16 protein-coding genes and 2 tRNA genes are annotated in these 11,951 nt (G+C 55.7%); 8 read left to right on the forward strand and 10 right to left on the reverse strand.

The genetic code is table 11. From position 1 onward, the window contains the following. On the forward strand, positions 1–626 hold a 626-nt coding region (locus tag AC2FIZ_RS13745), incomplete at its 5' end, for a PLP-dependent aminotransferase family protein (RefSeq protein ID WP_496791195.1). Between the two features lie 55 nt (positions 627–681). Here the strand turns inward: AC2FIZ_RS13745 and AC2FIZ_RS13750 are convergent. Continuing rightward, positions 682–1,056, reverse strand: coding sequence for a hypothetical protein (locus tag AC2FIZ_RS13750; protein WP_281995800.1), 375 nt, complete (start codon positions 1,054–1,056; stop codon positions 682–684). 49 nt (positions 1,057–1,105) lie between these two features. Here AC2FIZ_RS13750 and AC2FIZ_RS13755 point away from each other — a divergent pair, with 49 nt between their 5' ends. Beyond that, on the forward strand, positions 1,106–1,906 hold the full coding sequence (locus AC2FIZ_RS13755; protein ID WP_399171133.1) for an alpha/beta fold hydrolase: 801 nt from the start codon (positions 1,106–1,108) through the stop codon (positions 1,904–1,906). Positions 1,907–1,954: 48 nt separating this feature from the next. On the opposite strand, the gene AC2FIZ_RS13760 is transcribed toward AC2FIZ_RS13755, so the two are convergent. The 3 genes from AC2FIZ_RS13760 to AC2FIZ_RS13770 form a co-directional block, all read right to left on the reverse strand. Continuing rightward, positions 1,955–2,326, reverse strand: a complete 372-nt coding sequence (locus AC2FIZ_RS13760) for a rhodanese-like domain-containing protein (RefSeq protein ID WP_142638196.1) — start codon at positions 2,324–2,326, stop codon at positions 1,955–1,957. Positions 2,327–2,551: 225 nt separating this feature from the next. Then, positions 2,552–2,637: transfer RNA gene (locus AC2FIZ_RS13765), tRNA-Leu, on the reverse strand. 239 nt (positions 2,638–2,876) lie between these two features. Further along, positions 2,877–2,952: transfer RNA gene (locus AC2FIZ_RS13770), tRNA-Thr, on the reverse strand. A gap of 499 nt (positions 2,953–3,451) precedes the next feature. On the opposite strand from AC2FIZ_RS13770, the gene AC2FIZ_RS13775 reads away from it, so the two are divergent. Beyond that, positions 3,452–4,009 carry a hypothetical protein gene (locus AC2FIZ_RS13775; RefSeq protein ID WP_281995799.1) on the forward strand — a complete coding sequence of 186 codons (558 nt, stop codon included), beginning with the start codon at positions 3,452–3,454 and terminating at the stop codon, positions 4,007–4,009. A gap of 22 nt (positions 4,010–4,031) precedes the next feature. On the opposite strand, the gene AC2FIZ_RS13780 is transcribed toward AC2FIZ_RS13775, so the two are convergent. Then, positions 4,032–4,298: a DUF2312 domain-containing protein gene (locus AC2FIZ_RS13780; protein WP_142638157.1), complete on the reverse strand. Its 267-nt coding sequence runs from the start codon at positions 4,296–4,298 to the stop codon at positions 4,032–4,034. 162 nt (positions 4,299–4,460) lie between these two features. On the opposite strand from AC2FIZ_RS13780, the gene AC2FIZ_RS13785 reads away from it, so the two are divergent. After that, positions 4,461–4,679: a carboxymuconolactone decarboxylase family protein gene (locus AC2FIZ_RS13785; protein WP_142638212.1), complete on the forward strand. Its 219-nt coding sequence runs from the start codon at positions 4,461–4,463 to the stop codon at positions 4,677–4,679. Positions 4,680–4,688: 9 nt separating this feature from the next. Here AC2FIZ_RS13785 and AC2FIZ_RS13790 read toward each other — a convergent pair whose 3' ends face one another. Next, the gene (locus tag AC2FIZ_RS13790) at positions 4,689–4,904 is read right to left on the reverse strand and encodes a hypothetical protein (protein ID WP_142638155.1); all 216 of its coding nucleotides are present in this window, start codon (positions 4,902–4,904) and stop codon (positions 4,689–4,691) included. Positions 4,905–5,150: 246 nt separating this feature from the next. Between AC2FIZ_RS13790 and AC2FIZ_RS13795 the strand changes: the two genes are divergently transcribed. Genes AC2FIZ_RS13795 through AC2FIZ_RS13810 form a run of 4 tightly spaced genes read left to right on the forward strand, consistent with a single transcriptional unit; the run spans position 5,151 to position 7,344 of the window. Continuing rightward, positions 5,151–6,014 (forward strand): MBL fold metallo-hydrolase, encoded by an 864-nt coding sequence (locus AC2FIZ_RS13795; RefSeq protein WP_281995798.1) that lies wholly within the window; start codon positions 5,151–5,153, stop codon positions 6,012–6,014. 35 nt (positions 6,015–6,049) lie between these two features. Continuing rightward, positions 6,050–6,472 carry a YeeE/YedE family protein gene (locus AC2FIZ_RS13800; RefSeq protein WP_142638151.1) on the forward strand — a complete coding sequence of 141 codons (423 nt, stop codon included), beginning with the start codon at positions 6,050–6,052 and terminating at the stop codon, positions 6,470–6,472. After that, on the forward strand, positions 6,472–6,903 hold the full coding sequence (locus tag AC2FIZ_RS13805; RefSeq protein ID WP_142638149.1) for a DUF6691 family protein: 432 nt from the start codon (positions 6,472–6,474) through the stop codon (positions 6,901–6,903). The genes AC2FIZ_RS13800 and AC2FIZ_RS13805 overlap by 1 nt, the downstream gene beginning before the upstream one ends. 9 nt (positions 6,904–6,912) lie before the next feature. Continuing rightward, entirely contained in the window at positions 6,913–7,344 is a 432-nt protein-coding gene (locus tag AC2FIZ_RS13810) for a protein tyrosine phosphatase family protein (protein ID WP_142638147.1), read from the forward strand. Positions 7,345–7,352: 8 nt separating this feature from the next. On the opposite strand, the gene AC2FIZ_RS13815 is transcribed toward AC2FIZ_RS13810, so the two are convergent. The 4 genes from AC2FIZ_RS13815 to AC2FIZ_RS13830 all read right to left on the reverse strand — a co-directional run bounded on the left by AC2FIZ_RS13815 (position 7,353) and on the right by AC2FIZ_RS13830 (position 11,879). Then, positions 7,353–8,444, reverse strand: a complete 1,092-nt coding sequence (locus tag AC2FIZ_RS13815; protein WP_496791198.1) for a FliM/FliN family flagellar motor C-terminal domain-containing protein — start codon at positions 8,442–8,444, stop codon at positions 7,353–7,355. Positions 8,445–8,521: 77 nt separating this feature from the next. Further along, positions 8,522–11,200 (reverse strand): ATP-binding protein, encoded by a 2,679-nt coding sequence (locus tag AC2FIZ_RS13820; protein WP_496791200.1) that lies wholly within the window; start codon positions 11,198–11,200, stop codon positions 8,522–8,524. Further along, complete coding sequence (locus tag AC2FIZ_RS13825; protein ID WP_282027767.1) at positions 11,200–11,502, reverse strand: hypothetical protein; 303 nt, start codon at positions 11,500–11,502, stop codon at positions 11,200–11,202. The genes AC2FIZ_RS13820 and AC2FIZ_RS13825 overlap by 1 nt, the downstream gene beginning before the upstream one ends. Then, on the reverse strand, positions 11,499–11,879 hold the full coding sequence (locus AC2FIZ_RS13830; protein WP_142638139.1) for a response regulator transcription factor: 381 nt from the start codon (positions 11,877–11,879) through the stop codon (positions 11,499–11,501). Before AC2FIZ_RS13830 ends, AC2FIZ_RS13825 begins: the two co-directional genes overlap by 4 nt. Positions 11,880–11,951 lie beyond the last annotated feature (72 nt).

The following is an 11,951-nucleotide window of genomic DNA, read 5'->3' on the forward strand; positions in this document are numbered from 1 at the left end:
CCTTCCCGCATGCGCATGTGGCTACTACCACCACGCATAAAACCCTGCGCGGTCCGCGGGGCGGCATGATCCTGACCAATGACGAGGCGATCGCCAAGAAAGTGAACTCGGCCATCTTCCCTGGCATTCAGGGTGGCCCGCTGATGCATGTCATCGCGGCCAAGGCCGTGGCCTTTGGCGAAGCACTGCGACCCGAGTTCAAGGACTACATCGCCCAGGTGGTCACCAACGCGCAGGCCCTGTCGGACCAGTTGATCAAAGGTGGGCTGGACACAGTCACCCACGGCACCGATACCCACGTGGTTCTGGTGGACCTGCGCCCTAAAGGCGTCAAAGGCAACGCGACTGAAAAGGCACTGGGCCGGGCGCATATCACCTGCAACAAGAACGGTGTCCCGTTCGATCCCGAAAAACCGATGGTGACCAGCGGCATCCGCCTTGGCAGCCCCGCAGGCACCACCCGCGGCTTCGGCGAGGCCGAGTTCCGCCAGATCGCCGACTGGATCATCGAAGTGGTCGACGGTCTGGCCGCAAATGGCGAGGACGGTAACGGTGAGGTCGAGGCCAAAATCAAAGCCGAAGTCGCAAACCTCTGCGCCAGATTCCCAATCTATCCAAACTTGTAAGAATTCAGTCATCCAAGAACAAAACGGCGCCAATCCGGCGCCGTTTTTTTTGTGGTCAGATAAGCCCCTGCCACAACATGAAGATCAGCAACAAAGCAGAAAAGGCCAACAGGTTAAAAGTCAGCCCGCCCATCATTCCCAGAAACCATCCCATCCTCCGATCCGCCAAATTGATACCCCCCAGATGTTTTTGAACCTCTTCCGAGGCCTGGATCAGTTTTGGATTGTCCAGCACAAGTCGCAGTTTTGGATGGGCCGCCATCTGCTCTGCTTGAGCCAGGACCATTGCCTGTTTGTATATCCGGCGCGGCAGTTGCCTTTTGGCCTTTTTGACCGAGGCGGTCAGCGTTTTGTCGCGCACACCCAACTTGTCACGCAACAGCTGTATGGTCTGCGCAATTTGGGTTTGTATATCTGTGTCTTGCGGCATGCTGCGGCCTCCTGAGCTGACAGTTTACCCATGTGGAATAGGAGCCACAATGGGGCTGGCCGTTTCAGATTGCGGCGGGTATCACGGCTATATGCTGAACACGATCATACATGGTGAACCTACCGACAAGCCCCCTTTGCTGATCGCCCATGGCCTATATGGCTCGGCCCGGAACTGGGGGGTCATCGCCCGCCGGCTATCTGACGAGCGGCAAGTTGTGGCGGTTGATATGCGCAACCACGCAAACAGCATGTGGACGCATGACCATGGGTATTCCGATCTAGCAAATGATCTGGCCGAAGTTATCGACCAGTTCGGCGGACAGGCAGATGTCGTCGGACATTCGATGGGCGGCAAGGCATCCATGACTTTAGCCCTGCTGCACAGCGCAAAGCTGCGCAAACTGGTGGTGGCAGACATCGCCCCGGTGGCCTATAGCCATAGTCAGATTCAGTTTATTGAAGCGATGCGCGCGGTGGACCTTTCCCGGGTCGAGCGTCGCTCGGACGCTGAACAACAACTGGCCGACAACGGAGTCGAAAAAGCCCTTCAGAGCTTTTTCACGCAGTCACTCGACATCAACGGACAGCGTTGGCTTTTGAACCTGGATACTTTGGCCTCTGAAATGCCCAAGATCATGGGCTTTCCTGAAATAGACGCATCCTGGGGTGGTCAAACACTGTTTTTGTCCGGGGGGGAGTCCGACTATGTGCTGCCTGAACATCGCTCTGTGATCCGCGGAATGTTCCCTTCGGCACGTTTTGCAAAAATACCTGGTGCAGGACATTGGTTGCATGCGGAAAAACCGCGTGAGTTCGAGGCCGCCGTCAGGACGTTCCTCAACGCCTGACCTGACCTTTCGAACGATCACAGCTCGGGTTCTGGCGTTTCCTATTGGCTAGGCGACTTCGCCCCCGCCATTCACCCAATCGACCAAGCCACCCAGGTTATAGACCTGCTCATACCCCATGTCCTGCAACAGTTTTCCCGCAAGGGCAGCGCGGCCACCCGAGGCACAATACAAGACAATTGGACGATCTTTGCGAAGCTCTGGATCATGTGATTGCAGAGTGTCATCGGCCCGAAATTCCAACATACCGCGCGGGATATGATGTGACCCCGAAGCACGCCCTGTCTGCTGCAATTCCGCTGCATCGCGGATGTCCAGAAGCAGGCCACCTCGCTCCAGGATCTCGACCGCTTTGGCTCTCTGGATTCGCTCGACGGTGGAGTTCGCAGCTTCCATCATTTGTTTTACGGTCAACGGCATATGGTGTCTCCTGAAGAAATTTACGGGATGCTAACATGCAGGAACTGGAAGGTGTAGCCTGACAGGCCTTCACCTTAGGCTGGATAGATATTGGACATTTATTGCAGGACACCGATTTTTGCGCTGAACCAATCCCGGTATTCAATTCCCGCCGAACCCGAACCAAAGCAAACCGGGAGAGGTTCTGCTGCATCGAGACTTGAAAATCAATCAGGGCATCAGAGGTGGTGCGGGCGGTGGGACTCGAACCCACACGGGCATACGCCCTTCAGATTTTAAGTCTGATATGTCTACCATTCCATCACGCCCGCACAGCGCGTTGGGCCAGTTTTTAGGCTGAAAGCACCAGTAAGGCCATAAGGCTATGAACACAATGCGTTTCGCCGATGCAACTTGCGGAAATTCAATCGCCGCCTTTGACCACCACCCCATTTACGCAGGTCATCAGAAAAAGTCCTCGGAAAAACTCTTCGTTACGCAATTCGCCTGCGCTGTCCCAATCATTCTGACTTTTGGAAAATCAAGAAATAGAAAGAATCTTAGAGTGAAATGGTGCCCCCACACGGACTCGAACCGCGGACCTACTGATTACAAATCAGTTGCTCTACCAGCTGAGCTATAGGGGCACTTGGTGTCGATTAATGCCTCTTGTTACGGACTTCAAGACAGAATTTTGCCGCCGCTTAACGATTTTCTGTATTCATGGCACTGGGTCTGGCCCAGAGATTTTACTCCGCCTGGTTTGACTGTGCGGAGTACAGCCTGTAACCCAGCAGATAATGTGCACGAACGCGAGGGTAAAAACCGAATATGCAGGTTGCAATCCACGCAGGTGCTGCGTTCACCGATGAAGGTCTCGTATTGCGGTCCCTTCAACGCAACACCGGCGCGTTGCATCAAAATGGTGCATCCGTATTTGGCCCGCGCCGATATCGACAAATTTTCGAACCCGCCTTTGCTGCCATTGAAAACCAGGATGAAATCGGTGCCGCAATGGAAATGCTCCGGGATGGGTTGCGATCAGCTCCGAAGGTCGATCGTTTGATTTACTCATGCGCCAGCTTTGCAGGCGATGTTGGAAATGCACTGGACGACGGGCAGCTATACCCAAATGCGGGACGCCGAATGGAGTTGCTTGAAAAGTCCTTTCCTGACCACGAAATTGAGCTTTGTATGGGTTTTTTAAGCCCTGGCAGATTTATTCCCAAAGCTTTGATGTCGCTACCTGAACAGAGTCGCCTCGACAAAATGCGAAATACCGATATCAGCTGCCTCAGCTGGATCAGCATGGTCGAGGACATCAGGGATCTTGCGCCCAATGTCAAAATCACACTCTGGAGCAACGAGGACGCACCACTGATCTGGGGAGATATAGTCCGTGCAATCGCGGCCCTTCCCTCGGACAACACGCTGGTTGATGAGTTTGATTTACTGCTGTCACTTCTAGACGATTCAGGCAAATCCAAAGGTCTGGCATTGATTGATCAAAGCCTGGAACAGGACGAACATTTGCGTGACGACCTTGCCACGGTTTTGGAGGAACACGCCAAAACCGAGCTCACAACAGAAGAGCTTGATCTGCCAGATTGGAGTATGGAAATCGTCGACGCGTTTGCAGAATTATATGCGCAGGACATGGACCGACTTGAGTCCATGCCCGGAGTGCAGGTTCTAAAACCTTGAGTCTATAGCGGGAAAGCAGCCGTTACATTCCCAACGCTTCCTTGTACATTTCCAACACCGCCTCTTCCTCGGCGATGTCGTCTTTGTCACGTTTGCGCAATGCGATCACTTTCCGCATGACCTTGGTGTCGTAGCCCCGCGCTTTTGCCTCGGCCATCACTTCTTTTTGTTGCTCCGCCAAATCTTTCTTTTCCGCATCCAGACGCTCGATCCGTTCGATGAACTGGCGCAACTCACCCGCGGTTACACGGTAATTCGCGGCGGCCTGATCTTCGGTATTCTCTTCCATCTAAGTCTCTCCCGGAGGCTGGTTTGTCATGCTGAAAAGGTGGGCAACAAGCGGGATACATCGGTGCGAGCCAAGCCGCAAGCATGCAAAAAACCAGTCTCGCTTGTGCGGGCCAGCGCGATCAGTTAAGCGCTCATGTCAGACGCTGAAAAATGGAAAACGATGTTCGAATTCATCACCTGGGGCGGTGCCGCCCTGTCACTTATCGGCCTGGCTGGGCTGGTTTGGTGCATTCTGCATGTCATGAAAGCCCGCAAATCCGGCCTGTCTGACGATGAACTGCGCGCCGTTGTTCAACGGGTGCTGCCCTGGAACATGGGCGCGCTCTTTTTGTCGGTGATAGGTCTTATGCTGGTTATACTTGGAATCTCGTTCGGTTGACTGCGGCCATCAAACCGGCAGATTGTCGAAACGCGCTTCCATAACGTCCTCGCACAGGGCCGCATCCAGACGGCGCAGGCGCGCAGGAACCTCAACACCCTGCAGACGCATCTTCTCGATGACCTTTGTGACACTGGGCTGAAGGGCAAGGCGGGTATCAACACTGGCGCCCTTCAGTTTTTTCTCAAGTTGTTCGGCTTCGGAATACAAATCGATTCTCGGCATATCCATCCTCCCAAATGTCATCAGTTACCTATAATTTAGTAACGGTTTTAAGACTTACATCACTCTGTTATTCTATCGCGCGAATATTCGCGCGACCGCCCCCTAATATCGGCGCGCTTTCGCAGGATGCCAGAATTTTAGCCCAACTTTGCCGCTTCTGCCTTGACCGGCATCAAATCACCAAATGTTGATTGCTTCACATTCCGTTATTAATATATGACTAAGACCTAACCGGCGGAGGAAACCATGACGCCCAAAGTGAAAGCATTTTTTGACGCCGAGACATTCACGGTGTCTTATCTGGTTCAGGATCCTGAAGGCGATGCCTGCGCGATCATAGATAGTGTTCTGGATTTCGATCACGCATCCGGCCGGACCAATACGCGATCTGCGGATGAGATCATCAGATATGTCCAATCCAATTCGTTGCGAACCGAATGGATTCTGGAAAGCCATGTCCATGCCGACCACCTTTCAGCAGCCCCCTATTTGCAGCAGAAACTCGGAGGCAAGATTGGCATCGGTGATCAAATCGTCGCCATCCAGGAAACTTTCGGGAAAATTTTCAACGAGGGTACCGAGTTTCAGCGCGATGGTAGCCAGTTCGACGCCTTGTTCCGCGACGGCGACGGATTTCATGTCGGTCAAATGAGAGGTGACGTCTTGCACACCCCCGGCCATACGCCCGCCTGCATGACCTATGTCATCGGCGACGCGGCATTTGTCGGAGACACACTGTTCATGCCGGATTTTGGCACCGCGCGATGCGACTTTCCCGGTGGATCGTCCGGAGATTTGTACAACTCGATCCAGAGGATCCTTTCACTGCCGGATGCGACACGCATCTTTGTCGGGCATGACTACAAAGCTCCTGGGCGGGACGAGTTTGCGTGGGAAACAACTGTTGAAGAGCAAAAAGCCTTGAACGTGCATATCGGGCAAGGTCGACCTATCGAGGAATTCGTTGAAATGCGCGACGCCCGCGATGCCACTTTGGCCATGCCGCGGCTGATCCTGCCCTCTTTACAAGTCAATATGCGGGCGGGTCAGATGCCGCCTGAGGATGAGAATGGCGACGTGTTCCTGAAACTACCAGTGAACAAACTTTAGACGGCTAGAGCCGAACTTCTTGGGGGAACAAATCAGTGTATTCAGAATGGATATGGGGACTGGTAGGCGGCCTGTTGATTGGTCTTGGCGCAGCAGTTTACCTGCTTGGAAACGGTCGTGTAATGGGGGCGAGCGGTATCCTGGGAGGGCTTGTCGATCGCTCTGACCGCTCGGCCGAGCGGCTGTATTTCCTCGCTGGGATGATTGGGACGCCGTTGATGCTAAGCCTGTTTTTGTCGCCGGGGCCGCAGACAAACCTGACCTCGAATTTGACGGTTGTGATCGGGGCTGGGCTGCTTGTCGGTATCGGGACACGAATTGCCAACGGATGCACCTCTGGACATGGGGTGTGCGGCATTTCCCGGTTTTCGGTGCGCGGGATCGTGGCAACGATCCTTTACATTGCGGCCGGGGCAGTGACGCTGGCCTTGTTTCGCCATGTCTGGGGGTTGATCTGATGCGCAATCTGATATCGCTTCTTTCGGGCTCTTTGTTCGGAGCAGGCCTGTTGATTTCCGGCATGACTGACACAACCAAGGTGCAGGGGTGGCTGGATATTTTCGGCAACTGGGATCCGACACTCGCATTTGTGATGGGGGGAGCCATTGTGCCCATGATGATCGCATGGAGGCTGGTTCCAGATCGCAAACCGCTGTCGGGTGGGAATTTCCCGACAATGGTGCAGCATGAACTGGATCGCCGCCTTATCATCGGATCGGTCATGTTTGGCATGGGATGGGGATTAGCGGGACTGTGTCCCGGTCCAGCCATCGCGTCTCTTACGTATGGCGGAACCGGAGGCGTTGTGTTTCTGATTTCCATGCTCGCAGGGATGTATGCCGCTCCTGCCGTAGGTGCAAAACTGGACAGAACCGTAAACGCGACCTAAGCAGTAGCCATGGAGATTCGACCGATAACCCCCCGCTATGCCGTCTCGCCGCAAATTTCGGTCGAGGATGTTCCCACTATTGTCGAGGCAGGCTTTGTCAAAGTGATCTGCAACCGGCCGAACAGCGAAGTTCCCGAGGATCTCCAGTCAGATGCTATCGGACAGGCCGTGCGTGCTGCCGGGTTGGAATACGAAGTGCTAGAGCTGACGCATCAGACCATGACGCCCGAAAACGTCTCCTTGCAACGTGACCTGGCAGAATCCTGTGCCGGTCCGGTACTCGCATATTGTGCATCGGGCACGCGTTGTTCTGTGATCTGGGCATTGGGGCAGTGCGAAAGCATGAGCACCGAAGACATCCTTCAGGCGACGACCAAGGCAGGCTATGCGTTGGACAACCTACGTCCAACCTTGGAAGAAATACGCAGATCAGTGACTTGAGCCGTCTGCTAACTGCCTTTCAGCGCGCTTTCATCCCCAGATAAACCAGCCAGTTGAGATATCTCGGCAACCATGTGTTCCGAATTCTCGAGGTTCAATTCTGTCCCCTCTTGGCCCAGCGCGCCGGGGGAAAATGGCATTATTTCCTGCCCGTGTTCGGTTGGCCCCTCTTCGTGTATACTGGCTGAACTCGCCTCAAGGAACTCATTTGCTTCGGGCTGGGAAAATGTCTGAGTTTGGTAGGTTTCGTTCAGGCGCACCGCACGCAGCCCTCCGCATTGGCCGAGTCGTCCGATCGCGGCCCGGCTGCGGTCGATCGCCACAATCTCGGTACGATCCAGCCGCGCCCCGATCAATGGCAACACATCCCCCACCGCCAGTTCTGTAAGCGTCGCCAGAGACAAGGGCATCCGGCAGACCACCGTATTCAAATCTGCCCTCAACACGCCCGATGCCTGATCAAGCCTGCCCTCTGGCTCATCATGAATCACCTCCGTCTCGGCCGTTTCAGCCGGTCGGATGGGCAACAGTACTGAAAGCTGACCTTGTCTCAGCCCACCGCCAAGTTCGACTGTCAGTTCAAAAACTCGGTATTCCTCTTCCATCATCGCCAGGGTCAAAGTTCGCAGATCTGCAAGGCGCGAAGCATATTCAAAACCGATCAGGCACATGCGGTCACTCGCCGTTTCGACAAGTGATGCCGCGCGAGACAGCCCCTCTTCGATCCAAGGGGACACCATGGCCGCGTCCGTATCGGTGAACCCCCGCGCAGAAGGCGCTCCGGGCATCACCTCGCCTATTGTCTGAGCCTGCACGACAGCCGACACTAACCCTATATCCATGCAGATCGCAGACAAGCTGCTGTCAGAGCCTGAAAAGAGCAGCAATATCCAATCCTCATCCAAAGACTGTGTCAGCCCACCTGGTGGCCGACAGGATTGTTTGGCGCCAATAACCGACAACGGCATCTGCAAACGATCTTCTGCCGCGCGCGCAAAAGCCAGACGCAGCGCACGGAGGATCGAGCGAGGCTTGTCACCCTTTTCCTCCTGACTGATCGAAAGCTTGCGCGCCAGAGCCGCGCTGACAGATTGCGTCATGCCTAAAACCGCTGATTGTTCCTGCATTCTCTTTCAGGTCTAACCCGGCGATAGTTACCAACCTGTTTATACAGCCGTCACTGCGCAGCCTGTCGGTAGGCCTGTGGCAGCCTGACCCGGAACGCAGCCCCACCATGGCCGGGCAAGTAGCTGATATCGCCCCCCAGTCTTTGCATAATCTCACGGCAGATCGCTAATCCCAGCCCCGCACCACCTGCCTTGTCGCCTCCGACGCGGGCAAATTTCTCAAAAACCATCTGCCGGGCATCTGGAGGAATGCCAGTGCCGTTATCAGCAAAATCAATGACGACCTGCCCCCCGACATCATGCGCGGAAATGGTCAGAACCGGTTCTTTGGCATCACAATATTTCTGAGCGTTCGAAATCAGGTTGATAAACACCTGCCCCAGACGGTCCAAATCCGTATGCAGGAGAACGCGTTCGGAGGTTTTCGACCGCCGGACGGTTAGTTTCTGGCTGGTTCCAGCCAAGGCACTGGACACAGCACGATCCAAAACCGACCGCAGGGTGTCACCGCTCTTGTTCAAATTGACTCGCCCACTTTCCAGAACGCTCAGGTCCAGCAAGTCATCCAGCAGCCGTGTCAACCGAAGCGCCTCGTCATGGATGATGGCAGCGTAACGCGTTCTTTCTTCGCTGGTCAGACCTTCGGTATCCCGCATGATCTCGGAAAATGCTCGGATCGAGGTCATGGGGGTTCGCAATTCGTGGCTGACTTGGCTGAGGAACCCGTCCTTCTGTTCGGAAATTTGCGTCAGCTTGGTGTTCGCCTCACGCAACTGACGCGCCGTACGGCTGAGTTCAGCGGATTTCGCTTCCAGTTGGCTGGAGTATTCCAACATCTGCGCGGATTCGTCAGCCACAGCGAGCAAATCCTCGACCGAAACGGAGGAACCACCAACAATCTGCCCGATCATCGCATGCGCTGTCGCCGCCCCGACCGAGCCGCTGAGTTCACGTTCCAACCGCTCCAAAAACCCTGGCGTAGGTTCGGGCAGGCTGGACCGCCCACCCTGCTGTTCGGCCTGTGCCTGAAAGAACTCTTGCGCCGGACCTGCGCCCAAAATGCGCTGGGTCATGATCATCAGGTCTTCGCTTTGTGCCACCGATCCGGTCCAACCGCGCAGCGCGACCGAATGGTCGAATACGTTGACGAATTGCGCGCCCTGCAACCGTTCAAGCGGGCTTGGGAAGCTCAGCAAAGAGGCCGCACAAAATGCCAGCGTGTTCAGCGACAGCGACCACAACACAGCGTGCACCATCGGGTCCATTCCGTCGATCCCGAACAAGGCCTGCGGGCGCAGCCAGCCCCATCCGAACGGTCCGTTCTGCAGGACACTATCCGACATAATCGCGCTGCCCATGCCGGGCAACAACAGCGTGTAGATCCACAACAAGAACCCGACCGTCAGCCCGACCAAAGCGCCTGTTCGCGTCGCCCCGCGCCAGAACAGCCCGCCAACCAGCGAAGGCAAAATCTGGGAAATCCCGGCAAAGGCCACCAGACCAATCGAGGCCAGCGCGGCCCCGCCGCCGGAAATGCGGTAATACGAGAACCCAAGCACCATGATCACGGCGATTGAAATCCGCCGGGACAGCAAAACCACATTGCGGACATCACCGGATACGGCGCCAGCGCCCTCCTGCTGGCTAAACCAGATCGGCATCACGACGTGATTTGACACCATGGTCGATAGGGCCATTGCCGTGACAATCACCATCGATGTGGCGGATGAAAAGCCGCCAATAAAGGACAGCATCGCCAGCCATTCATTGCCCTGCGACAGGGGCACCGTCAGCACGAACAGATCCGGATTCGATCCTTCGGGCAAAAGGTCCAATCCTACGACCGCGATAGGCACGACAAAGAGGCTCATCAACAGCAGATACAGGGGGAAGGCCCATGCGGCTGTCCTCAGATGCCCTTCATCGGCGTTCTCGACCACCATCACCTGAAACATCCTCGGCAGACACACAAAGGCCGCAGCCGATAGAAATATAAACGTGGTCCAGCGTCCGGCATTCACATTCCACTGCCCGATCTCAGAGGCATCGATGCGGTCCATCATCGGACCGACTCCTCCGGCTATACCCCAGACAACGAAAATGCCCACGGCCAGCAGCGCAAAAAGTTTAACGACAGATTCCAATGCGATGGCCGTGACAACGCCATGATGGCGTTCGTTGGCATCCAGATTGCGGGTACCGAACAGAATGGCGAACACCGCCAGCCCCGCCGCAACCCAGAACACACTGGACCCTTCGCGGTAAAGACCGCTTGGGTCGGCCTCGGCAAAGATTGAGAATGACAGCGTAATGGATTGAAGTTGCAGCGCAATATAGGGCGTTCCGCCCAACACGGCCAGAATTGTGACGCAAATCGCCAGAGTGTTCGACTTGCCATAGCGAGACGAAATCAGGTCAGCGATTGAGGTCACCCTCTGGCTGCGGCCAACTCGAACCAGCTTGCGCAATCCCCACCACCAACAGATCATGACCAACGTGGGTCCCAGATAGATCGTTACGAACTCCAGCCCCGACCGGGCGGCGTTCCCTACCGCGCCATAAAAGGTCCAGGCGGTACAATAGATCGACAGCGACAGCGTGTAGATCAACGGAGATCGCAGCCACGCCCCCCTGCCCGCCGCGGCCATTCTGTCGGCGGCAAATGCGACGCTGAACAACAGCACCACATAGCCTAAACAAACCAGGATCAGCACGTTCAGCGTTGCCATCAGTCTTGGCCTGGCTCGGAATCATCGCCGGTTGATATGCGTCTTGCGGCGAACCCAAAGAGAACGCTGACAACGATCAAAACCGCCCAGCATGTGAAGATATAGAGAATCGCAGAAGACAGCGGCACTCCGTCCGCTGCATCGCCCCCACGCGGCCACAGCAACGGAATCGCAATCAGCGCGCCCCCCAATATGGGCAATAAACGGGCGGCGTCGGTTAGCCTGCGTCGGCGGTAACTTTGGCGCTCAAGAAACAGCGACGGCCGCGCACCAGATGGTTGGCGGTCGTCCTGCATGCTCATGACCGCGAGGCCTGCGCGTGCAAATCGCGGACGGCGGTCAGAACTTCTGCATTGGAAAACGGCTTTGTCATGAACCGGCTGACCCCTGCATTCTCGGCCATCTCACGATCTTTCGATTGGCCACGAGCCGTTAGCATCAGAACCGGAAGATTTCGCAGTTCTTCGAGTTCGCGCAAGTCGCGCAAAATCTCCATCCCGCTTTTGCCCGGCAGCATCACATCCAGAATCACAAGATCGGGCTTCGCGCCCTGAATCACCAGCAGCGCATCCGTCCCTTCAGCATGCGTTTCAACCTGCCATCCCTCGCGGGTCAGCAAAAACCGAATGGCTTCAGCAATGTTCGGCTCATCCTCGATCAACAGAACCTTTCGGCTCATATATTTCATTCCTCCCCGAGACGGGCTGCACCACTGTCAACCTGTCCGAAACAGCTTATGCGCAGTGTCACG

Source organism: Ruegeria sp. CDSB022 (assembly GCF_059611145.1).